Origin of the sequence: Methylosinus trichosporium OB3b (genome assembly GCF_002752655.1) — a bacterium.
GTDB classification, from domain to species: Bacteria; Pseudomonadota; Alphaproteobacteria; order Rhizobiales; family Beijerinckiaceae; genus Methylosinus; species Methylosinus trichosporium.
Map to the genome: position 1 here is coordinate 3,408,570 of NZ_CP023737.1, position 21,178 is coordinate 3,429,747.

General features: G+C 66.0%; 20 protein-coding genes. 12 read left to right on the forward strand and 8 right to left on the reverse strand.

The genetic code is table 11. From position 1 onward, the window contains the following. Nucleotides 1-73: 73 nt before the first annotated feature. Nucleotides 74-988, forward strand: coding sequence for a TIGR00266 family protein (locus CQW49_RS16325; protein ID WP_003613901.1), 915 nt, complete (start codon nucleotides 74-76; stop codon nucleotides 986-988). A 53-nt stretch (nucleotides 989-1,041) separates the two neighbouring features. Here CQW49_RS16325 and CQW49_RS16330 read toward each other — a convergent pair whose 3' ends face one another. The 3 genes from CQW49_RS16330 to CQW49_RS16340 form a co-directional block, all read right to left on the reverse strand. Beyond that, nucleotides 1,042-1,425, reverse strand: a complete 384-nt coding sequence (locus CQW49_RS16330; RefSeq protein WP_003613899.1) for a hypothetical protein — start codon at nucleotides 1,423-1,425, stop codon at nucleotides 1,042-1,044. 252 nt (nucleotides 1,426-1,677) lie between these two features. Next, nucleotides 1,678-3,849 (reverse strand): carbohydrate porin, encoded by a 2,172-nt coding sequence (locus CQW49_RS16335; protein ID WP_003613896.1) that lies wholly within the window; start codon nucleotides 3,847-3,849, stop codon nucleotides 1,678-1,680. A 204-nt stretch (nucleotides 3,850-4,053) separates the two neighbouring features. After that, entirely contained in the window at nucleotides 4,054-6,219 is a 2,166-nt protein-coding gene (locus CQW49_RS16340; RefSeq protein WP_099831900.1) for a carbohydrate porin, read from the reverse strand. Between the two features lie 329 nt (nucleotides 6,220-6,548). Here CQW49_RS16340 and CQW49_RS16345 point away from each other — a divergent pair, with 329 nt between their 5' ends. From CQW49_RS16345 to rpsA, 4 genes are all read left to right on the forward strand, one after another. Then, nucleotides 6,549-7,961, forward strand: coding sequence for a circularly permuted type 2 ATP-grasp protein (locus CQW49_RS16345; protein WP_193787566.1), 1,413 nt, complete (start codon nucleotides 6,549-6,551; stop codon nucleotides 7,959-7,961). Between the two features lie 59 nt (nucleotides 7,962-8,020). Beyond that, nucleotides 8,021-8,965, forward strand: coding sequence for an alpha-E domain-containing protein (locus CQW49_RS16350; protein ID WP_003613892.1), 945 nt, complete (start codon nucleotides 8,021-8,023; stop codon nucleotides 8,963-8,965). A gap of 36 nt (nucleotides 8,966-9,001) precedes the next feature. Then, the gene (locus tag CQW49_RS16355) at nucleotides 9,002-9,820 is read left to right on the forward strand and encodes a transglutaminase family protein (RefSeq protein WP_003613891.1); all 819 of its coding nucleotides are present in this window, start codon (nucleotides 9,002-9,004) and stop codon (nucleotides 9,818-9,820) included. Between the two features lie 288 nt (nucleotides 9,821-10,108). Next, complete coding sequence (gene rpsA, locus CQW49_RS16360; protein WP_003613889.1) at nucleotides 10,109-11,842, forward strand: 30S ribosomal protein S1; 1,734 nt, start codon at nucleotides 10,109-10,111, stop codon at nucleotides 11,840-11,842. A 194-nt stretch (nucleotides 11,843-12,036) separates the two neighbouring features. Here rpsA and CQW49_RS16365 read toward each other — a convergent pair whose 3' ends face one another. From CQW49_RS16365 to CQW49_RS16380, 4 genes are all read right to left on the reverse strand, one after another. Beyond that, nucleotides 12,037-12,447, reverse strand: a complete 411-nt coding sequence (locus tag CQW49_RS16365) for a VOC family protein (RefSeq protein ID WP_003613888.1) — start codon at nucleotides 12,445-12,447, stop codon at nucleotides 12,037-12,039. Nucleotides 12,448-12,535: 88 nt separating this feature from the next. Next, entirely contained in the window at nucleotides 12,536-12,949 is a 414-nt protein-coding gene (locus CQW49_RS16370; protein ID WP_003613886.1) for a VOC family protein, read from the reverse strand. 35 nt (nucleotides 12,950-12,984) lie between these two features. Next, the gene (locus CQW49_RS16375; protein ID WP_003613884.1) at nucleotides 12,985-13,887 is read right to left on the reverse strand and encodes an SRPBCC family protein; all 903 of its coding nucleotides are present in this window, start codon (nucleotides 13,885-13,887) and stop codon (nucleotides 12,985-12,987) included. Continuing rightward, a complete protein-coding gene (locus CQW49_RS16380; RefSeq protein WP_003613882.1) occupies nucleotides 13,871-14,215 on the reverse strand; it encodes an ArsR/SmtB family transcription factor in 345 nt (114 codons plus the stop codon). Before CQW49_RS16380 ends, CQW49_RS16375 begins: the two co-directional genes overlap by 17 nt. A gap of 258 nt (nucleotides 14,216-14,473) precedes the next feature. On the opposite strand from CQW49_RS16380, the gene CQW49_RS16385 reads away from it, so the two are divergent. The 6 genes from CQW49_RS16385 (at nucleotide 14,474) to CQW49_RS16410 (ending at nucleotide 18,930) form a co-directional block, all read left to right on the forward strand. Next, on the forward strand, nucleotides 14,474-16,135 hold the full coding sequence (locus CQW49_RS16385) for an acyl-CoA dehydrogenase family protein (RefSeq protein WP_003613879.1): 1,662 nt from the start codon (nucleotides 14,474-14,476) through the stop codon (nucleotides 16,133-16,135). Nucleotides 16,136-16,173: 38 nt separating this feature from the next. Then, entirely contained in the window at nucleotides 16,174-16,413 is a 240-nt protein-coding gene (locus CQW49_RS16390; RefSeq protein ID WP_003613877.1) for a DUF4160 domain-containing protein, read from the forward strand. After that, nucleotides 16,397-16,645, forward strand: coding sequence for a DUF2442 domain-containing protein (locus CQW49_RS16395; protein ID WP_003613875.1), 249 nt, complete (start codon nucleotides 16,397-16,399; stop codon nucleotides 16,643-16,645). The genes CQW49_RS16390 and CQW49_RS16395 overlap by 17 nt, the downstream gene beginning before the upstream one ends. A gap of 273 nt (nucleotides 16,646-16,918) precedes the next feature. Further along, nucleotides 16,919-17,701 carry a L,D-transpeptidase gene (locus tag CQW49_RS16400; RefSeq protein ID WP_003613874.1) on the forward strand — a complete coding sequence of 261 codons (783 nt, stop codon included), beginning with the start codon at nucleotides 16,919-16,921 and terminating at the stop codon, nucleotides 17,699-17,701. A 19-nt stretch (nucleotides 17,702-17,720) separates the two neighbouring features. After that, nucleotides 17,721-17,978 carry a hypothetical protein gene (locus tag CQW49_RS25675; protein WP_003613872.1) on the forward strand — a complete coding sequence of 86 codons (258 nt, stop codon included), beginning with the start codon at nucleotides 17,721-17,723 and terminating at the stop codon, nucleotides 17,976-17,978. 7 nt (nucleotides 17,979-17,985) lie between these two features. Then, nucleotides 17,986-18,930 carry a tyrosine recombinase gene (locus CQW49_RS16410; protein ID WP_003613870.1) on the forward strand — a complete coding sequence of 315 codons (945 nt, stop codon included), beginning with the start codon at nucleotides 17,986-17,988 and terminating at the stop codon, nucleotides 18,928-18,930. Nucleotides 18,931-18,952: 22 nt separating this feature from the next. On the opposite strand, the gene CQW49_RS16415 is transcribed toward CQW49_RS16410, so the two are convergent. Continuing rightward, nucleotides 18,953-19,849: an alpha/beta fold hydrolase gene (locus CQW49_RS16415; RefSeq protein ID WP_003613869.1), complete on the reverse strand. Its 897-nt coding sequence runs from the start codon at nucleotides 19,847-19,849 to the stop codon at nucleotides 18,953-18,955. Between the two features lie 365 nt (nucleotides 19,850-20,214). Here CQW49_RS16415 and sucD point away from each other — a divergent pair, with 365 nt between their 5' ends. Continuing rightward, a complete protein-coding gene (gene sucD / locus CQW49_RS16420) occupies nucleotides 20,215-21,099 on the forward strand; it encodes a succinate--CoA ligase subunit alpha (RefSeq protein ID WP_003613868.1) in 885 nt (294 codons plus the stop codon). Nucleotides 21,100-21,178 lie beyond the last annotated feature (79 nt).

Consider the following 21,178-nt stretch of genomic DNA (forward strand, 5'->3'; position numbering starts at 1 on the left):
CCGCTCCGATTTTGAAATGCTCCGAATGATCTGGCAAGCTTCGTCGTCGCAATGCGATCGAGAGGAAGCGGACATGAGCTCGGGCGAAGGCGGGTTTCTCGGCGGCGGCGGCATTTGGGGGGCTTATCCTTCGGTGCCGTCGGTCGCGCCCGGGGCGAATCGCTCGCCCGCGGAGGCGCTGCGCTTCGAGATCAAAGGCCATGAGATGCAATTCGTCGAGATCGAGCTCGATCCCGGCCGCGCCTGCGTCGCCGAAGCCGGCGCCATGATGTTCAAGGAAGCGGCCGTCGGCATGGAGACGATCTTCGGCGACGGCGCGCAGGAGGATTCGGGGCTGCTCGGCAAGCTCTGGCGCGGCGCCAAGCGCGCGCTGTCGGGCTCCACTTTGTTCATGACGCGCTTCACCAATAATGGCTACAGCCCGGCGCGCGCCGCCTTCGCCGCGCCCTATCCGGGAAAAATCCTGCCGCTGCGGCTCGATCTCCTCGGCGGCGAGCTCCTCTGCCAGCGCGACACCTTTCTCGCCGGCGCCCCCGGCGTCGCCATCGACATCGCCTTTCAGAAGAAGATCATGACCGGCCTCTTCGGCGGCGAGGGCTTCATCATGCAGCGCCTCTCCGGGAACGGAATCGTCTTCGTCCACGCCGGCGGCGCGGTGGTCGAGCGCGAGCTCGCGCCGGGCGAGGAGCTGCATGTCGATTCGGGCTGCCTCGTCGCGCAGACCGCGACCGTCTCCTTCGACGTCGTGCCGGTCGGCGGCGTCAAATCCATGTTCTTCGGCGGCGAGGGCTTTTTCTTCGCGCGGCTCGTCGGGCCGGGCCATGTGTGGCTGCAATCCATGCCCTTCTCGCGCCTCGTCGGCCATATCGCCTCGCGCATGCCCTCCTCGGGCGGCGGCGTCGGCGTGTCCTGGCCGGTCGGCGGCGGCTCGGAGTCCGGCTCGGGCGGCGGCGGCTGGGGCGGCGGAGGGGACAACAGCGAAGCGTGATCGGATCCGCGCGTTCCGAGCGGAGGGCCGGAACGCGCGGGGAAGGCGGGTGATTACATCTTCGAGGCGCGGATCACGAAGCCCGGGCCGCTCGAGCATTTCACCTTGCCGATGAGCTTGAAGTGCTTCGGATCGGACTTCTCGGGAGCGGCGCCGGTCCAGACGCAGCCGGTCAGCTTGTCTTCCCGCTCGCCGATCGTGATCGTGTAGACCTCGCCGCTCTTCGAGCCCTCGAAGGTGTAGGCGGTCGGCGCGCCTTCGGCCGACTGCATCTCGGCCTTGCCCGACAGCTTGTCGCCGTCGGCGGTGACGGCCCATGTTCCGGTCGAGCTCTTGATGCCGGAATTGCTCTCCTCGGAGACATTCCAGCTTTCGGCCAGCGCCGGAGCGCTCATGAGGACGAGCGCGACGGCGGCTTTCGTTGCGAGCTGAAGCACGTTTCTACTCCCATAAGGATTTGTGATTGCGATGAGCGGCGATGGCAGACGCGAGGGGAGTTGAGAAAGGGCGACGCGATTTGCAGCGCAGATTCGATCATCCAGACGCGCGATTGTAAGCGACGCTCGTTAAGGGCGCCCGCGACATGCGGATGATCCCTGCCGCTGCGTCATATGGCGTCGACGCGAGCGTGCCCGCAAGTTCGCACAGAATTGGTTCAGCTGTAAATAGTGATACTGAGCCTCTCCAAGTCAGAATTGGGCGTGCAAGCGCAGTCCGAACACATTCACCGGCCCGCGTGCGACATTATGTCCCGGGTTGCCGATGAACTGATAGTCGAGCGTCAGCTCGATTCCGTCGCGCATATTATATTTGTAATAGGTTTCGAAGACCTTCTCGCCGGCGTAGGAGAGTCCGCCGTCGCCGATATAGACGCTGAGGCCGCCGAGGCCGAAATAGCGGATGCGTGGCCCCGCGAGGCCCGAGAACACGCCGGCGAGGCCGATCTCGTCCTTGTCGCGGCCCCAGAGCGCGCCCTGCAGGGTGACGCCGGTGGCCAGCGAGCGGTCGATGTCGGTGAAGTCCACCGTCTCGAAACGACCGTCCGCCATGCTGGCGCGCAGGAAGAAGCCGATCTCCTCCGAGATCTGCTGCTGCACATTGATTCCGCCGCCGAGCTTGAGATGACGCCGGCGCAGCCAGGGCAGATTCACATCGGGCGGCAGCGCGCCGGTGAGCAGCGCATAGTTGACGGCGTCGCCGACCGTGGCGAAATTGCCATTGTCGCCATAGCCGAGAAATTTGATCACGCCCGGCTGGCGGAACAGCTCGTAGCGCCCCTCCAATTCGACGACGCCCATGAACTGCCGGCCGATCTGCGGCTCGATATTGGGGCTGTTGGGAATGTCCGAGAGCTGGAACAATCCGGCGCGCGCCGTCCACCAATCCTGCTTCCACTCTGCCGCGATTCCGTGGGTGTAGCCCCAGGCGTCGGCGGCATAATCGAAAGCGCCCATCGAGTTGACGCCGAAATTCAAGAAGCCGGTGTTGGGATCATGGGCGTATTTATTGTCGTCGAACACGTCCGGCACGGCGAACTTGCCGATGGTGAGGACGATGCGATCCTTGTCGACCTTGCCAGAGAGCTGGTTCTGCGTCGATTCGAGCACCTCGTTGAAGGAGCCCGTCTCCGGATCGCTCACCTTGGCGTCGCCGTCGAGCCCGACGATCTGGCGCAGGAAATAGCGCTGGAACCGCATATAAGGCGCGGCGCGCCCGACCTTGGCGACGGCGCCGTCGACGAAAGAGGCGGCGCCGATCGAATTGGCGAGGCCATAGCCGACGTCGATCTCGGGATTGAGATAGACGGCGCCGCCGTCCCAGAGCCGCAGGCCGAAGAAGAGATTGCTGGTCGAGCCGGCGTTGGCGAGGCCGTTCGGCGGAAAGCTGTTCTCTCCGCTATATTGCGCGCGGAACTTCGGATAACCCTGCACGACGGCGGTGGTCTGGCCGTGGAAGCTGTAGCGCTCCTCCTGCGATTGATCGTCGCTCTTCTCGTCGTTTTCGCCCTTCTTCCCCTTCTTCTCGTCCTTTTTCTCGTTATTCTCGTCCTTCTCGTTCTTCTTGTCCTTCGTGCTCGCGTCCGCGGCGCTCGCGCCGTCGCCCGCCTCCTCCTGAGGGTCGAAACGATAATCGAGCCCGAGCCGCAGCAGATGCGCTTCGCTGCGCTGGCGCACGTCGAAGGCCGAGGAGGAGTAATCGTCGAAATGGCGAATCTGCAATTGCTGATTGACATAGGTATATTCGAGACGCGCCGACCAGCGGTCGAACAGCGCCTGCTCCACGCCGGCGCCGATCACGAATTTCATGCGCGAAGAGTCCGACACCGGCGCGAAGAAGGGGCCGGCGACGCCCGGAGTCACGGTGAGGAGAGAGGCGCCGCGCCAGCCGCCCGCGGCGACGCCGGCGGCCGCATAGACGAGCGTGCGGCCGAAGGCGTAGCCGAGCCGGCCGCGAACGCTCGCGACATATTGGCCGTTCTCCTGCGTCGTGAGCCGGCGCGTCGCGGCGCCGAGCGCGCCAAAGCCGGCGAAGACGCCGTCGTCGCCCCTGCGCAGATCGAGAAAGTTCAGCTCGGACTCGAGGCCATAGACCCAGGGCCCCTTCTGCCAGTCATAGCCGATCCGCGCGCCGAAGCTGACGCCGGCGCGATCACGGCCGGGCGCGATCAGCGCATGGGCCGTCGGCGAAAGACCCGCGGCGGCTTCGACGCGGCCGCCGCTCGCGACCGGCAAGCCCACGCCCGCATCGACGCCGAGGTGAAGCCCGGCCCAGGAGAAGATCGGCGGCGGCGCCGGCTCCGCGCAGGCGCCGGCGCTCGCGGCGAGGAGCGGAGGCAGGGTCGCGAAGAGGTGGAGTCTCATGGCGTCGTTCGCTGCGAATCACATTCTGATGTCTCGAGAGCGAGTCTGAAGGCTCGCGGTCCGAGAGCGGCCCTGGACCGCGAGCCTTCAGGCTCGCTCTTGCTTCCCTTCCGTCCGGATGACGCACGCCACCCGGTTTCGTCGCCGTCTCGCACAAGAGAGCGTTACAGTCGAGCCGAATGACGTCTTCGTGACTCCCTGCGGTCAGAACATCGCGCGCAGCCTCACGCCGAAAATATTGACCGGGCCGCGCGCGACATTGTGCGAGGGATTGCCGATGAACTGATAATCGAGCGAGAGGTCGACGCCCTCGCGCAGACGATATCGGTAATAGCCCTCGATCACCTTCTCGCCGGCATAGGTCATCGCGCCGTCGCCGATGAGAAGGCCCGTTCCGCCGAGCGCGTAATAGCGCGCCTGCGGGCCGGAGAGGCCGGAGAACACCATTGCGGCGCCGAACTCGTCCTCGGCGCGGCCCCAGAGCCCGCCGCGGGCGACGAAGCCGAGCGCCAGCGAGCGCTGAATATCGCTGAAATCGATGAATTCGAACCGCCCGTCGGAGATGCTGGCGCGCAGGAAGAAGCCGAGCTCGGACGAGAGCTCCTGCTCCAGATTGAGCCCTCCGCCGAGCTTGAGATGGCGCTTGCGCAGCCATGGATAGCTCGGGTCCGGCGGAAACTCGCCGGCGAGGAAGGCATAGTTCACGACGTCGCCGAGATCGGCGAAATAGCCGTTGTCGCCATAGCCGAGCAGTCGCAGCGCGCCCGGCCGGCCGAACAGCTCATAGCGGCTCTCGAGCTCGGCGACGGCGCAGAACTGGCGGCCGATGCGCGGCTCGATCGTCGGCCAGTTCGGATATTGCGAGAGCTGAAACAGTCCCGCCCGCGCGGTCCACCGATCCTGCTTCCATTCGACCGCCGCGCCATAGGTGTAGCCCCACCAGTCGGCGCCATAATCGAAAGCGCCCATCGCATTGACGGCGATGTTGAGGAAGCCCGTGGTCGGATCATGGGCGTATTTGTTGTTGTCGAAAATATCGGGCGCGGCGAATTTGCCGATGGTGAAGGTCAGCCGATCCTTGGGGACCTTGCCGGCGAGCTGATTCTGCGCGGTCTGCAGCGTCTCGTCATAGCCGCCGAATTCGGGATCGGCGCCGCTCGCCGACCCGCCGAGGCCGATGATCTGGCGCAGAAAATAGCGCTGGAAACGCAGATAGGGAGCCGAGGCGCCGACCCTCGCCACGGCGCCGTTGACATAGGCGGCGGCGCCGACGGAATCGGCGAGCGCATGGCCGGCGTTGATCTCGGGATTGAGATAGGCGGCGGCGCCCTCCCAGAGGCGCATGCCGAAGAAGAGATCGTTCGTCGCTCCGACGTCGGCGCGGCCATTGGGCGGCAGGCTGAAAAGGCCGCTGTAGAGGGCCGGAAATTTCGGATAGCCCTGCAGCACGGCGGTCGTCTGCCAATGAAAGTTGAAATTTTCCGGCTCCGCCGTTTCCTCGTCCTTCTCTTTGTCCTTCCCCTTCCCTTCTTCGTCGTCGTCCGTCTTCGAGGCGGCCGTCTCGCGGCCGCTCTTCGTCTTCGTTTCGTCGCGCGGCTGCTGCGGCGTTTCGGCCGAGCTGGTGCGCTCTTCCGGCGCGAAGCGATAGTCGAGGCCGAAGCGCAGAATGTGCGATTCGCTGCGCTGGCGCGCCAAGAAGGGCGGCGTCGCCTCGGCGGTCTCGTATAGCTGCTTCTGCGATTGCTGGTTCAAATAGAGATATTCGAGTCGCGCCGACCAATGGTCGCCGAGCGCGCGCTGCACGCCGGCGCCGATCGCATATTTCATGCGCGATGACTGCGAGAGGGGCGCCGAATAGAGCGCGAGCGACGGCAGCCGCGCCAGATTGGAGGCCCCGCGCCAGCCGCCGGCGGCGACGCCGCCGGTCCCATAGACGAGCCAGGGGCCGTAGGCGCGCCCGAGCCGGCCGCGCAGGCTCATGAAGCTATTGCTCGACTCGTCGGCGGTGAGGGCGTAGCCGCCGAGGCCGAAGGACGAGGGTGCGGCGAAGAGTCCGGTCGCGGCGCGCCGCAAGCCGAGATAATTGAAATCGGTCTCGACGCCATAGACGATCTCGCCCTTGCGCCAGTCATAGCCGATCTGCGCGCCGATGCTCGCGCCGGCCCGGTCATGGCTCGGCGCGGCGAGGCCGAAGGCGTCGGCGCCGAAGCCCTCGAGGCGGCCGCCGCTCGAGAGCGGAAAGCCGGCGCCGGCGTTGACGCCGATATGCATGCCCTCCCACAGGGTGGGGGGCGACAGAGCGGTCTCGGCGGCGCGCGGCGTCGCGGCGGCCGCAGCCAGCGCAGCCGTCGCCAGAAATATTCGTCTCATGATGCTCGTCGTCGATCGCTCGGCGATTCGCATCCTGTCACGGCTCCTCGCCGGTATGGGCGATGGACTTCACTTAAGGCGCGACGCCCGATCCGCTCTCACCGAGCGTGGGCGTGCGAGCCGAGATCGGACGCTATGATTGGCGCTGCGCGCCCGATTCGAGTAGTATGCGTGCGAGCCGAAGCCTCGACCATTCCCGCGAAATTCGGCTGGCTCGCTTCTTGCCACGCAATGCTCACGGGCGCGCCGCGTCGCGCGAACGGCCGCCCTTGCCGGAAACCCCTCGAGGAGAGCGACACGTGCTTTCGAAGGCAGCGCAATTCGACGAAATGGGCGGCGTCGACGGCTCGACCCGCCTCCCTTACGAAAAGCTTTCGAGATGGTTGTCCACGGTCGAGCCCGAATTTCTCGCCTCGCGGCGAGCGCAGGCCGAATATTTGTTTCGCCGTATCGGCATCACCTTCGCCGTCTATGGCTCGCAGGAGGCGACCGAGCGCCTCATTCCCTTCGATATTCTGCCGCGCATCATCGCCCGCGCCGAATGGGCGCAGCTCGAGAAGGGACTGGTGCAGCGGGTGAAGGCGCTGAACCTCTTCCTCGGCGATCTCTATGGTCCTGGAGATATTCTGCGCGCCGGGGTCGTGCCCTCGGAGCTCGTCTATCGCAATCCTTCCTTCCGTCCGGAAATGGCGGGACGCCGCGTCCCGCATGATATTTTCGTGCATATCGCCGGCATCGACATCATCCGCACCGACGACGACGGCTTCTATGTGCTGGAGGACAACGCCCGCACGCCGTCGGGCGTCTCCTATATGCTCGAGAATCGCGAAGTGATGATGCGGCTGCTGCCCGATCTCTTCGCGCTGCATCGCGTCGCGCCGATCGAGAACTATCCCGACCAATTGCTTGCGACCCTGCGCTCGGCCGCGCCGCGCAGCGCCGGCGCCGATCCGGTCAGCGTGCTGCTGACCCCGGGCCAATATAATTCCGCCTTCTACGAGCACTCATTCCTCGCCGACAAGCTCGGCATAGAGCTGGTCGAGGGCCGCGACCTCTTCGTCAAGGACGATATCGTCTACATGCGCACGACCGAGGGTCCGCGCCGCGTCGATGTGATCTATCGCCGCATCGACGACGACTTCCTCGATCCGCTCGCCTTCCGCCCCGATTCGGCGCTGGGCGTCGCCGGGCTGATGGGCGCCTATCATGCAGGCAATGTGACGCTCGCCAATGCAGTCGGCACCGGCGTCGCCGACGACAAGGCGATCTACACCTATATGCCCGAGGTGATCCGCTTCTATCTCGGCGAGGAGCCGCTGCTGAAGAACGTTCCCACCTGGCGTTGCCGCGAGAAGGAGGCGCTCGCCTATGTGCTCGAGCATCTCGACGAGCTGGTGGTGAAGGAGGTCAATGGCTCGGGCGGCTATGGCATGCTGGTCGGCCCCCATGCGACGCGCGCGCAGATCGCCGATTTTTCCGTAAAGCTCGCCGCCAATCCGACCAATTTCATCGCCCAGCCGACGCTCGCGCTCTCGACCTGCCCGGTGTCGGTGGAGCGCGGCGTCGCGCCCCGCCATGTCGATCTTCGGCCCTTCGTGCTCTATGGTCCGAATGGCGCGAGCGTCGTCCCCGGCGGCTTGACCCGCGTCGCCATGACGGAGAATTCGTTGGTGGTGAATTCGAGCCAGGGCGGGGGAACCAAGGACACATGGATCATCGACGACGCGCCGGCGCGGGCGTGATCGGTCGATCAAGAGCTTGCGCGAAACAAACCCGCACGAAGACACGATGATGGGACCTCATGCTCTCACGCACGGCGGATAATCTCTACTGGCTGGCCCGCTACATGGAGCGCGCCGATTTTCTCGCGCGCATTCTGCAGGCGACGCGCCGCCTCGCCACCCTGCCCAAGGCCTATGGCGGGGCCGAGACGGAATGGGAGAGCGCGCTGCTCTCCTCGGGCGCGGCGCCGGCGTTCCACGCCGCCGGCCTGCCGGTCGACGAAGCCCATGTCACCGACTTCCTCGCCTTCTCGGCGGAGAATTCGAGCTCGATCCGCAATTGCATCGAGACCGCCCGCGCCAACGCCCGCGCGGTGCGTACGGCGCTGACCGTCGAGATGTGGGAGGCAATCAACGGCGCCTATCTCGAGCTGAAAGCCTTCGGCCAGCGCGGCGGCCGCTCCAGCGAGGATTTGACGCGCTTCCTCGATGCGGTGAAGCAGGTGTCGGCCGCCTATGACGGCGGCGCGCATCGCACCATGCTGCGCAACGACGCCTATTGGTTCTCGCGGGTCGGCCTCTACATCGAGCGCGCCGACAACACCGCGCGCCTGCTCGACGTGAAATATCACGTGCTGCTGCCGGATTCGGAAGCCGTCGGCGGCTCGCTCGACTATTTCCAGTGGAATGCGATTTTGCGCGCGGTGTCGGCGCACACCGCCTATCATTGGGTCTATCGCGACAGCCTGAAGCCCTGGCTCGTCGCCGATCTCCTGATCCTGCGGCCGGAAATGCCGCGCTCGCTGCTCGCCTGCTATGAGAGCGTCGTGCAGAATCTCGATCGGCTCGGCAAGTCGCACGGCCGCCACGGCCCGGCGCAGCGTCATGGCCGCGCCGTGCTCGGCCAGCTCGAGAACGCCACGATCGAGAGCGTGTTTCACACCGGCCTGCACGAGTTCATCCAGACCTTCATCGCCGACAATCATCGGCTCGGGGCGCTGGTGTCCGAGCAATATCTCTTCTAGGATTACGCGCTTGCGACAGGACCAACCGGCGACGACATGCTGATCCGAGTGAGGCGGGAGACGATCTATCGCTATGCCGAGCCGCAGAAGGCGGCGATGCAGAAGCTGGCGCTGACGCCCCGTAATTACGACGGGCAGCGCGTGCTCGGCTGGCGCATCGACGTCGATCACGATTGCCGCCTGCGCGCCTGCGAGGACGCCTTCGGCAATATCGCGCATAGCCTTTGGGTCGAGGGTCCGCTCGAGGCGCTGACCATTCTGGTCGAGGGCGAGGTCGAGACCTTCGACACGGCCGGCGTGGTGCGCGGCGCCGTGGAGCGCTTTCCGCCGCAGCTCTATCTGCGCGAGACGCCGCAGACCGAGATCGAGCCGACGCTGCGCGATTTCGCCCGCGCCGCGACCGCAACAGCGTCGGACGCGCTGTCGAAGCTGCATGCGCTGGTCAAGGCGCTGCACGAGGCTGTGCTGTTCGATCCGTCGGCGCCGGAGCCCAAGGGCGCGGCCGCGGACGCGCTGGCGCGGCGCAATGGCGGCGGCGCCGATCTGGCGCATGTCTTCGTCGCCTGCTCGCGCGCGCTGGACCTCCCCTCCCGCTTCGTCTCCGGCTATGCGTTGCGCGCCGAGCGCGCGGCGGAGCATTGCTGGGCCGAGAGCCTCGTCGGGGGGCTGGGCTGGGTCGGCTTCGATCCGGCCGAAGGCGCCTCGCCCGACGAGAGCTATGTGCGCGTCGCCGTCGCTCTCGATCATCTCGGCGCCGCGCCGATCCGCGCCGCGCGCTACGGCGGCGGCGAGGAGACCATGGAGGTCCGCGTCCTGGTGGCGCGCGGCCAGAGCCAGTTCCAGAGCCAGGCCTGACGCGCGAGGGTTTCGCGCGGCGTCCGTAGATCTACGCAGGCCGCTCGCGTCGCTTGCCCGGGGCGCGTTGCTTTGTTAGATTATCCATAGGATCGGCCGGCGGGATTTCCCCTCCGGCCTCTCCTGTTTTGAATCAGAGCTTTTTCGATCGGGCCGCGCCGGCCAGTTCTCGTCAGAGAACTCTCGTTTCCCAGAGGGCACAGCTCGCGGGAAGCCTCCGACCGAAGAAGCCCGTCCGCAACGCCAACCCCAGCCGGCGCCCGCCCGAGAGGGTCTCCAGGAGAACGAATGTCCACTGCAACAGAGCGCGCGCCTTCGCGCGAGGATTTTGCCGCCCTGCTCGACGAAAGCTACGGCCAGAACGAGGCTTTCGAAGGGTCCGTCATCAAGGGCCGCGTGGTCGCCATCGAGAAGGACGTCGCCGTCATCGATGTCGGCCTGAAGACAGAAGGGCGCGTCGCCCTCAAGGAATTCACCGGCTATGGCCGCGATCCCGCCCCCAAGGTGGGCGAGGAGGTCGAGGTCTATCTCGAGCGCATCGAGAACGCGCTCGGCGAGGCCGTGATCTCGCGTGACAAGGCGCGCCGCGAGGAGAGCTGGGTCAAGCTCGAGAAGGGCTTCGAGAACAACGAGAAGGTCGAAGGCGTCATCTTCAACCAGGTCAAGGGCGGCTTCACCGTCGACCTCGACGGCGCCGTGGCCTTCCTGCCGCGCAGCCAAGTGGACATTCGTCCGATCCGCGACGTCGGCCCGCTGATGAATGTCCCGCAGCCGTTCCATATCCTCAAAATGGACCGCCGCCGCGGCAATATCGTCGTGTCGCGCCGCACCGTGCTCGAGGAGAGCCGCGCCGAGCAGCGTCACGAGATCGTGGCCAACCTCGAGGAGGGGCAGGTCATCGAGGGCGTCGTCAAGAACATCACCGATTACGGCGCCTTCGTCGATCTCGGCGGCATCGACGGTCTGCTGCATGTCACCGATGTGGCCTGGCGCCGCGTCAATCATCCGAGCGAGGTTCTGTCGATCGGCCAGAGCGTTCGCGTGAAGATCATCAAGATCAATCACGAGACGCACCGCATCTCGCTCGGCATGAAGCAGCTGCTCGAGGATCCGTGGCAGGGCATCGAGGCGAAATATCCGATCGGCGCCAAGTTCCATGGCCGCGTCACCAACATCACCGACTACGGCGCCTTCGTGGAGCTGGAGCCGGGGATCGAGGGCCTCGTCCACGTCTCGGAAATGTCCTGGACGAAGAAGAACGTGCATCCCGGCAAGATCGTCGCGACCAGCCAGGAAGTCGACGTGCAGGTGCTCGAGGTCGATCCGGTCAAGCGCCGCATCTCGCTCGGCCTCAAGCAGACGCTGCAGAATCCGTGGGAGGCCTTCGCCGAGAAGCACCCGCAGGGCTCGACCGTTTCCGGCGAGGTCAAGAACAAGACCGAGTTCGGCCTGTTCATCGGCCTCGACGGCGATGTGGACGGCATGGTCCATCTCTCCGATCTCGACTGGAACCGCCCCGGCGAGCAGGTGATCGAGGAGTATAAGAAGGGCGATATGATCACCGCTCAGGTGCTCGACGTCGACATCGAGAAGGAGCGCATCTCTCTCGGCGTGAAGCAGCTCGCCAACGACCCGTTCGCCTCCATCTCCGCCGAGGAAGGCGCGGGCGAGGTGAAGAAGGGCGCCGTCGTCACCACCGAGGTGCTCGAGGTGAAGGAGGCCGGTCTCGAGGTGAAGATCATCGGCACCGATCTCACCACCTTCATCAAGCGCAACGAGCTGGCGCGCGATCGCGCCGACCAGCGTCCCGAGCGCTTCGCCGTCGGCGAGAAGGTCGATGTCCGCATCACTCTGTTCGACCGCAAGGCGCGCAAGGTCGCGGTGTCGATCAAGGCGCTGGAGATGGCCGAGGAGAAGGAGGCGATCGCCCAATACGGCTCCGCCGATTCGGGCGCTTCGCTCGGCGACATTCTCGGCGCCGCTCTGAAGGCGAGAGAAGCCGAAGGCCCGAAGAAGGGCTGATCGGTCGAGCTTTACAAAGGCTCCGCCCTCCTCGCGAGGGCGGAGCTTTTTTTTTGAAGCAGCGCCTCGCGGCGTTTCATCTCTCGAGTTTTGAACGGATGATCGGCTCGGACCCGGCCCCAGCCCATAGCTTGCGCGGACGCCCTGTGGCCGGGCCGCCTATCCCGCTATGCGGAAGAAGAAAGCGCGCGCCTTCATTGCGGCACGACCACCATCCAATTGACGCCGAAGCGATCGGTGAGCATGCCGAACAAGGGTGAGAAGAACGTCTTGCCGAGCTTCATCTGCGTCTCGCCGCCCTCGGCGAGCGCGGCATAGACGCGCTCGGCCTCTTCCGGCGTCTTGGCGCTGTAGGAAAGCGAGAAGCCTTTGAAGCCGGTGGCCTCGCCGTCGCCGTCCGAGCCGAAGATCACCGAATCGCCGACCTTGAAGCACATATGCATGACCTTGGCGCTCCAGCCGGGCGGCAGCATCTCCTCGGGCGTCGGCACAGGACTGTCCTTGTAGCGCATCAGCATGGTGATCTGCGCGCCGAGCGCTTTTTCATAGAAGGCGGCGGCCTCTTCGGCGCGGCCGTCGAAGACGAGATAGGGTTGAACGCTCATGACATCCTCTTGTCCTCGGGCGTCGCCGAGAGCGCGGCGCCCGTTTGGAGGGGATCATGGCCCGGCTGTTCGGTTCGTCAACCGCCGCTCACTGCGGGACGATGATCATCCACAGCACGCCGAAGCGGTCGACCACCATGCCGAAGCGCGGCGAGAAGAAGGTTGTTCCGAGCGGCATCCGGATCTCGCCGCCATCGGAAAGCGCGCCGAAGACTCGATCCGCCTCGGCCTCGCCCTTCACCGCGATCGAAAGGCCGAAGCCGTTGAAGCTGCTCGCGAGATTGCCGCAGCCATCCGAGGCGAAGAAGCTCGTCTCGCCGATCTTCAGGCAGGAATGCATGATCTTGTCATCCCAATTCGGCGCGAGGACGCCGGGCGGCGGCGGCTCGGGACAGTCCTTGTAGCGAAGCAGCATCAGCGTCTCGGCGCCGAGCCTGTCCTTGTAGAAGGCGATGGCGTCGTCGAGCCGGCCGTTGAAGAACAGATAGGGCTGAATGTGCATTCGGTTTCTCCTCTGCTGATGATCGAATTGCTTTGTCACTGACCCAACGCCGCCAACTCGCGCGCAAGCTGGCCGAGATAATCGAAGGCGCCGGTCCAGCCGTGCCGATGCGAGAGCGCGGAAGCTTCCGTCGCGAGGCCGCTCTGCACGAAGATCATCTCGGTCTTGCCGTCTTGCTCGACGAGTGAAATCTCCAGCGTCGTCAGCGCGACGGGCTCGAGATGATTGCGCTCCCAGCGATGCGTCATCACGAGGCGCGAAGGCGGCGCGATCTCGACATATTCGCCGTGATGGATGAACTCCTCGCCCTCCGGAGAGCGCATGCCGGAACGCCATGCGCCGCCGATGCGAAAGTCGTTCTCGGCGAAGAGAACCGTGAAGGTCGCGGGACAGAGCCAGCGCATCATGTGCCGCGGCTCGGTCCAGCATTTGTAGACGAGCGCGCGCGGCGCCTCGAAGCTGCGGATCAGCACGAGGCTGTGCGGCGCGTCGGCTTCGCCGGTCTCGCGCGCGAGGCCGTCGAGAATGCCGCTCCAGCCGGCGCGGAAGGCCGGGGTTTTCGGCGCGACATCCGGGGCGATGAAATGGGTGAGCGTCAACAGCGAGCCGGCGCCGTCCGGCGCAATGTCGACCGCAATGCGCGAGAACGGCCCTTCGCGGCTCGTTCCCATGAGGAAAACCAAGCGGCGCGGAGGATCGATCTCGATATATTCGCCGAAATGCGTGGCCAGCGTTTCCCCGCGCGTCTCGTGGATGGCGAAGCCGCCGCCGACGCGCGCGTCGATCTCGACATGTGAGGACACGCCGCCGGGCGTCGCGAACAGCCAGCGGCCCACGGCCTTCGCATCAAGCCAGGCGCCGAAAAGCAGCGCCGGCGGCGCGGCGAAGCGGCGCGTGACGACGAGCGGCGCGATCGTTTCGTCAGTTCTTCGGGGCATCGGGATCGCCTTTCTGCAATTCGGCGAGATAGGCGTCGAGCCGATCGAAGCTCTCCTCCCAGAAGCGCCGATAGGTTTCGAGCCAGTCCGAGACCTCGCGCAGCCGCGCCGCATTGAGCTTGCAGGGCCGCGATTGCGCGGCGCGGCCGCGGGTGACGAGGCCGGCCTGCTCGAGCACCTTCAGATGCTTCGAGACGGCCGGCTGACTGATCGTGAATGGAGCGGCAAGCTCGCCGACCGAGGCCTCTCCCCGAGCGAGCCGGGCGAGAATGGCGCGGCGCGTCGGGTCGGCGAGGGCGGCGAAAGTGGCGCTGAGGGGGTCGGACATCGATAGCCTGCCAGATATGTAACTTATAAGTTATATAACTAACATGGAAAGCGCCTGTCAATGCTCTTTCAGCCGTCATCGCGAGCGCAGCGAAGCGATCCAGAGTCGTGGGGCGGGTCCTGGATCGCTTCGCTGCGCTCGAGATGACGAGGCGGCCGAGAGGAAGAAAGGCGTCGGTTGCGTCCGCCGCCAAATGGCGGCATGTAAGATTCACATTTCACCACGGCCCGAGCGGCCCTTCGGAAAGAGCGAGAGAGAATGAGCGCTGAGACCTCCTCCACGAATTGGCTGCCGGACGCAAAGGCGGCTTTCGCCTCGGTGGAGGCGCTCTACGCCCAAGCGCTCGCCGCCGTGCGCGCGCGCGTCACCAAGGACGGCAAGCTCTCCAATGAGCTGATCGAGACTGAGCAGCACGCCGCCCACGGCCTCTCCTGGTTCGCGACTTATGTGCAGGGCCTGCGCGAATTGCTCGCCTATGCCGATCGCCTCATCGCCGAAGGCGCCTATGGCGAGACCGAGAACCTCCTCACCCGCATCGCTTTCAGCGAATATCTCGCGCAGGTGTTCGGCGGCATTCCGATGAGCCAGGGCGAGTTCGTGCGCCTCTCGGATTTCGGCCTCACGCCCGCCGATGTCGCCGCCCGCCGCATTGCCGAGGTCGACGCGCTGATCGCCACCGGCTCCACCGCGCCGAACCGCGCCCGCCTCGCCGAGCTGATCGATCATCACGAGGCGGCAGAGACCATCGGCGCCACCGGTCTCGACGAGACGCTGGAGGCGATCCGCAGCGAGATGCGCAAATTCGCCTCCGACAATGTGACGCCGCATGCGCATGAATGGCATCTGAAGAACGACTATATCCCGCTCGAGGTCATCACCGGCCTCTCCGAGCTCGGCGTGTTCGGCCTCACCATTCCGGAAGAATATGGCGGCTCCGGCATGGGCAAGATCGCCATGTGCGTAGTGTCGGAAGAGCTGTCGCGCGCCTATATCGGCGTCGGCTCGCTGGGCACGCGTTCGGAGATCGCCGGCGAATTGATCCTCGTCGGCGGCACGGAAGAGCAGAAGCAGAAATATCTGCCGAAGATCGCCAGCGGCGAGATTCTGCCGACCGCCGTCTTCACCGAGCCGAACAATGGCTCCGACCTCGCAAATCTGCGCACCCGCGCGACGCGCGAGGGCGATGTCTACAAGGTCGTCGGCAATAAGACCTGGATCACCCATCCGGTGCGCGCCGATGTGATGACGCTGCTGGTGCGCACCAATCCGAACGAGAAGGGCTATAAGGGCCTCTCCATGCTGCTGGCCGAGAAGCCGCGCGGCACCGACGAAAATCCTTTCCCGGCGAAGGGCATGACCGGCGGCGAGATCGAGGTGCTCGGCTATCGCGGCATGAAGGAGTTCGAGATCGGCTTCGACAATTTCGAGGTGCCGGCCGCAAACCTTCTCGGCGGCGAGGAAGGCAAGGGCTTCAAGCAGCTGATGGAGACCTTCGAATCCGCGCGCATTCAGACGGCGGCGCGCGCGCTCGGCGTCGCTCAGGCGGCGCTCGACTTGGGCCTGCGCTACGCCAAGGAGCGCGTGCAATTCGGCAAGCCGCTGTTCTCCTTCCCGCGCGTCTTCGACAAGATCGTCACCATGGCGATCGAAATTCACGTGGCGCGCCAGATCACCTATTTCGCCGCCCGCGAGAAGGACGAGGGCAAGCGCTGCGATCTCGAGGCCGGCATGGCCAAGCTGCTGGGCGCCCGCGTCGCCTGGGCGGCGGCCGACAATGCGCTGCAGATTCACGGCGGCAACGGCTTCGCCCTGGAATATCCGGTCTCCCGCGTGCTCTGCGACGCGCGCATCCTCAACATCTTCGAGGGCGCGGCGGAAATACAGGCGCAGGTCATCGCGCGAAGGCTGCTGGAGGGCTGAGGGGGCGAGCAAGTCGAGAAGGAAAAGGACCGAATCTGATGCCGGCTGTTTTTCGTCAGAACGGATACCGGTTCTTTTTCTATTCGAACGAGGGCGACCCGCGCGAGCCGATCCATATTCATGTGATGAAGGACGGCCGCACTGCGAAGTTTTGGCTGGAGCCTGTCGGCCTCGCGCAGAGCGCGCGCTTCGATGCGCGGGCCTTGCGCGAATTGGAGCAGATCGTCCAAGATCGGGCCGGAGACATCAGGAGGGCTTGGCGTGAGCATTTCGGCTAAATCCGTTCGCTTCGACGACGATAGCTTCTGGGTAGAGCTATCGGACGGGCGCACTCTCGGCGTTCCCCTCGCCTGGTTTCCGCGCCTGCTGCACGCGTCCAGCGAGCAGCGCCTCGCCGTCATGATCAGCGACGAGGGGCTGCACTGGGACGAGCTGGACGAGGACATCTCTATACCTGGACTGCTCGCCGGTCGCGGTGACCAGACGAAACGCGAGCAGTTCGCGGCGTAAAATCGGCTCGGCGGGACGAAGCCCACGTCGTCGCCTCGCGTCGAGCGCGGATCGCTGCAGATTCACGGCTCACTTCTTCCCGCCCGCGATGATCGGCGCTATTTTCCCGGCGATGGTTAGCAAAACCCTACGCGAGCTCGGCCGTTCGTCGTTCGATAACCATTACATATGCTTTCGATTTACCCTTAAAATCGATGGTTTATTCTGATCGGCGTCGAATAGACGCGGATCGCGCCGTCTGTTCGTTCCGGCGCAGAGGAAGTGACGCGTTCCATGTCCAGCACAGCTCAGCACAGATCCGCGACGCGGCTCGTCGCCGCCTTCGGCCTCGCTCTCGCAGCGACGGCGGCCAGCGCCGAGCCGCGCGTCATTTCCGGCATCGGCGAGCGGGAAGCCGCGCGCATGCTCGCTGCTCCGGCGCCGGTCGGCGCGCCCGAGCCGGCGCCGATCGCCGTCGCCGCCGCCGCCGCCTCTCCGGGCGCCTATGGCGGCGGCTTCATCGAGCTTCTGATGACCGGCTCCGCGCCGTCCCGGGCGCAACGCGCGCCGCAACCGCGGCCGCAGCTCGCCGCCTATGCGCCGGCGCAGGAAGCCAATCTGCAGCGGCAGATCGATCCCGTGTTCCAGCGCGCGGAAATCGATTATGGCGGCGGCGAGCGGCCCGGCACGATCGTCGTCGATTCTGACAATAAGCTGCTCTATTATGTGCTCGCTCATGGCCGCGCCGTCCGCTACGGGATCGGCGTCGGCCGGCCCGGCTTCACCTGGACCGGCGTCAAGCCGATCACCCGCAAGGCGCAATGGCCCGACTGGACGCCGCCCTCGGAAATGCTGGCGCGCCGGCCCGATTTGCCGCGCCATATGGCCGGCGGTCCGGCCAATCCGCTCGGCGCGCGCGCGCTCTATCTCGGCGGCTCGCTCTATCGCATCCACGGCACCAACGAGCCCTATACGATCGGCCAGAACGTCTCGTCGGGCTGCATCCGCATGATGAACGAAGACGTGATCGACCTCTATGACCGCGTGCATGTCGGCACGCGAGTCGTGGTTCGTTGACTCTGTCGCTGCATCGGCCATGGCCGGACGCGGCGAGAGCGCCGATATTTCGAGCGGGCCGGCGCCGTTGCAATTGCGCCGGCTTCGCGCGATACCCGCCGAGAAGATTTTTCTTTTGCATGAGGGCGTCGACTTGCCCAGCCTGATCCGCTTCCTGGTCATCGTCGCCGTGCTCGCCGGCCTCGCTTATGCGGCGATGCTGGCGATCGTCGCCACGGTCACGCCGCAGCCGCGTGAGATGACGCAGACCATCAATCCGCAGCGTCTCAACAAGTGAGCGAAGCATGGGCGAGGCGAAGCGCCATCCGCTGATCGGCGCCTTTCTCGACATGCTGGCCGCCGAGCGCGGCGCGGCGCGCAACACGCTCGACGCTTATCGGCGCGACCTCGAGGATTATGTCGCGCATCTCGAGCGCACGGGCGCGGAGCCGCTCGGCGTCACGACCGACGGGTTGCGCGCCTATCTGGCGACGCTACAGAGTCGCGGCATGACCGCCGCGACCAGCGCGCGGCGGCTCTCGGCGCTGCGCCAGTTCCACAAGTTCCTCTATGTCGACCGTTATCGCGCCGACGACCCCTCCACACCGTTGGAGGGGCCGCGGCGCCAGCACAGCGCGCCGGACATTCTCGCCATGGACGAGGTCGAGCGGCTGCTCGAGACGGCGCGCGAAGGGCTCGAGGACGAGAGCCGCGCGGCCGGCGAGCGCCTGCGCGCGGCCCGGCTCTATGCGCTGCTGGAGACGCTCTACGCCACCGGCCTGCGCGTGTCCGAGCTGGTCTCGCTGCCGGCGAGCGCGGCGCGCAGCCGCGATTCCTTCTTCACCGTGCGCGGCAAAGGCTCCAAGGAGCGGCTGGCGCCGATGACGCCGCGCGCCAAAGCCGCACTGACGGTTTTTCGCGCGCTGCTGGCCAAGCATGCGCCGGGCCTCGCCGATTCGCACTTCCTATTCCCGTCCGACGCGGCCGAGGGCCATCTGACCCGCCAGGCTTTCGCCCGCGATCTGAAGACCGCGGCGGCGGCCGCGGGCCTGTCGGCGCGCGACATCAGCCCGCATGCGCTGCGCCACGCCTTCGCCAGCCATCTGCTGCAGAACGGCGCCGATCTCCGCGTCGTGCAGGAATTGCTCGGCCATGCCGATATTTCGACGACACAGATTTACACGCATGTGCTGGATGAGCGCATCCGGGCGATGGTGAGGGATCTGCATCCCCTGGGGGATGCGGATTGAGCGGCCGCCCGAGGCGGCGTCGCTAACCCCGCCTCTCGATGAAATCCACGACCGCGGCGATCGTCGGCGGGTCCAGCAGCAGCGGCGCATGGCCCTGGCCTTCGACTGTCAGCCGCTCGAGCAGCGGATGCCCCTCGGCCATCGCCGCGAAGGTCTCCGGCGAGAGCAGATCGGAAAGGCCGCCGCGAATGACCAGCGCCGGGATCGACTCCATCGCCTTCCACTCCTCCTCGAACAGGATCGGGCCGCTGTCGGGGCCGACGTCGTCCAGCACATGGGCGAGCTCGGGGTCGTAGCGCAGCGTCAGTCGGCCGTCCGTCTCGGCGAAGCTCGCGCGCGCGAACGCCTCCCATTCGTCCTGCGTCAGCGCCGGGAACTGCGGGCCGGCGACCAGCTTCAGCGTCGCCACCGCGATCGCCATCGAGGGGACGGTTGGCATGCGACCGACATAGCTCTTGATGCGGCGCAATCCGCCGGCCTCGATCACCGGGCCGATGTCGTTCACGACCGCCGCATGCAGAATTTCCGGCCGCCGCGCGGCGAGGCGCATCAGGTGAATGCCGCCGCGCGAGGTGCCGATGAAGCTCGCCCGGCCGACGTCCGACGCGTCGAGCACGGCGAAAAGATCGGCCTCCTCGACATCGAGGCAGTAGCGGCGCCAATCCGGATCCCAGTCGGAAAGGCCGCGGCCGCGATAATCGAGCGCCAGCACGCGCCGACCCCGCTGCGCCAGAGCGAGAGCGACCCGCTCGAAATCCTCGGCCGAGCGCGTGAGCCCGGGCAGGCAGACGACGGGCGTCGCCGCCGCGCCATCGGCGAGGAGCGAGCCCTCGGCGGGGAGATAGTCGACGACATGCAGACGCCGACCGTCCGCGGCGGAAACGAAGCGGCTCTCGCGCCGCACGGCCTGACGATCCATGCTTCCTCTTCGCATCGGCTGCGGCCGCGACGCGGCCGGCCGATAAGATATAGGCTCCGCCGGCGCGGCGCGCCTGTCATTTTCGGCCGGGTTCGCGAGTGGCGGCGCCTAGAAATTCTCCGGCTCCGAGAAAAGTCGGGCATTCTGCCATTATTTCGCGCAGCAGCGAAAGCCCCTTCCGCGTTTCGGCGCCTTGATGCGCGCGAGGCGTCCAGATATTTTGCAATCATGCAGGCCGAAGCGCAGCAAAACGCGCCTCTCGGCCTGAGAAAATCCGCCGCGGCGCCCTCCACATCGAGTTCTGGCGGGAGCGTGGCGGTCCGATTCCGGCGGCGAGGGTGCGCCGCGACGCCCCAGGGACCCAAATGTCCGTCCTCATCGACAAGAACACCAAGGTCATCTGTCAAGGTTTCACCGGCAAGAACGGCACGTTCCATTCGGAGCAGGCCATTCTCTACGGCACGCGCATGGTCGGCGGAGTCTCGCCGGGCAAGGGCGGCTCGAAACATCTCGACCTCCCCGTCTTCGACACCGTCGCCGAGGCGCGCGAGAAGACCGGCGCCGACGCCAGCGTCATCTATGTGCCGCCGCCGGGCGCGGCCGACGCTATTTGCGAAGCGATCGACGCCGAGATCCCGCTCATCGTCGCCATCACCGAGGGCGTGCCGGTTCACGACATGATCCGCGTGCGGCGCGCGCTCTCGGGCTCCAAGTCGCGGCTCATCGGGCCGAACTGCCCCGGCGTCGTCACCGCGGGCGAGTGCAAGATCGGCATCATGCCGGGCAATATCTTCAGCAACGGCTCCGTCGGCGTCGTCTCGCGCTCGGGCACGCTGACCTATGAGGCCGTGTTCCAGACGACGCGCGAGGGCCTCGGCCAGACCAGCGCGGTCGGCATCGGCGGCGATCCGGTCAAGGGAACCGACTTCATCGAGGTGCTGGAGTTGTTTCTGGCCGACGACGCCACCAAATCCATCATCATGATCGGCGAGATCGGCGGCTCCGCGGAAGAAGACGCGGCCGAGTTCCTTCGGGACGAGGCCAAGCGCGGCCGCAAGAAGCCGATGGTCGGCTTCATCGCCGGCCGGACTGCGCCGCCCGGGCGGCGCATGGGACATGCCGGAGCGATCGTCTCCGGCGGCAAGGGCGACGCGGAGAGCAAGATCGCGGCGATGGAGTCGGCCGGGATCAGAGTGTCGCCCTCGCCAGCGCGGCTCGGCAAGACTCTTGTCGAGATGCTGAACGGCTGAGGGGAAAAAGCGTCGTCTCGATCCGAGGCGGCGCTCCCCTCCTTCGCGCCCCACCGCTTCGTGGAACGGCGCGGTCGCG

Bases quoted from the DNA above. Each gene is read 5' to 3' on its own strand.
- CQW49_RS16325 (WP_003613901.1), top strand. From the start codon at position 74: ATGAGCTCGGGCGAAGGCGGGTTTCTCGGCGGCGGCGGCATTTGGGGG.
- CQW49_RS16335 (WP_003613896.1), bottom strand. From the start codon at position 3,849: ATGAGACTCCACCTCTTCGCGACCCTGCCTCCGCTCCTCGCCGCGAGC.
- CQW49_RS16340 (WP_099831900.1), bottom strand. From the start codon at position 6,219: ATGAGACGAATATTTCTGGCGACGGCTGCGCTGGCTGCGGCCGCCGCG.
- CQW49_RS16345 (WP_193787566.1), top strand. From the start codon at position 6,549: ATGGGCGGCGTCGACGGCTCGACCCGCCTCCCTTACGAAAAGCTTTCG.
- CQW49_RS16350 (WP_003613892.1), top strand. From the start codon at position 8,021: ATGCTCTCACGCACGGCGGATAATCTCTACTGGCTGGCCCGCTACATG.
- CQW49_RS16355 (WP_003613891.1), top strand. From the start codon at position 9,002: ATGCTGATCCGAGTGAGGCGGGAGACGATCTATCGCTATGCCGAGCCG.
- rpsA (WP_003613889.1), top strand. From the start codon at position 10,109: ATGTCCACTGCAACAGAGCGCGCGCCTTCGCGCGAGGATTTTGCCGCC.
- CQW49_RS16365 (WP_003613888.1), bottom strand. From the start codon at position 12,447: ATGAGCGTTCAACCCTATCTCGTCTTCGACGGCCGCGCCGAAGAGGCC.
- CQW49_RS16370 (WP_003613886.1), bottom strand. From the start codon at position 12,949: ATGCACATTCAGCCCTATCTGTTCTTCAACGGCCGGCTCGACGACGCC.
- CQW49_RS16375 (WP_003613884.1), bottom strand. From the start codon at position 13,887: ATGCCCCGAAGAACTGACGAAACGATCGCGCCGCTCGTCGTCACGCGC.
- CQW49_RS16380 (WP_003613882.1), bottom strand. From the start codon at position 14,215: ATGTCCGACCCCCTCAGCGCCACTTTCGCCGCCCTCGCCGACCCGACG.
- CQW49_RS16385 (WP_003613879.1), top strand. From the start codon at position 14,474: ATGAGCGCTGAGACCTCCTCCACGAATTGGCTGCCGGACGCAAAGGCG.
- CQW49_RS16390 (WP_003613877.1), top strand. From the start codon at position 16,174: ATGCCGGCTGTTTTTCGTCAGAACGGATACCGGTTCTTTTTCTATTCG.
- CQW49_RS16400 (WP_003613874.1), top strand. From the start codon at position 16,919: ATGTCCAGCACAGCTCAGCACAGATCCGCGACGCGGCTCGTCGCCGCC.
- CQW49_RS25675 (WP_003613872.1), top strand. From the start codon at position 17,721: ATGGCCGGACGCGGCGAGAGCGCCGATATTTCGAGCGGGCCGGCGCCG.
- CQW49_RS16410 (WP_003613870.1), top strand. From the start codon at position 17,986: ATGGGCGAGGCGAAGCGCCATCCGCTGATCGGCGCCTTTCTCGACATG.
- CQW49_RS16415 (WP_003613869.1), bottom strand. From the start codon at position 19,849: ATGGATCGTCAGGCCGTGCGGCGCGAGAGCCGCTTCGTTTCCGCCGCG.
- sucD (WP_003613868.1), top strand. From the start codon at position 20,215: ATGTCCGTCCTCATCGACAAGAACACCAAGGTCATCTGTCAAGGTTTC.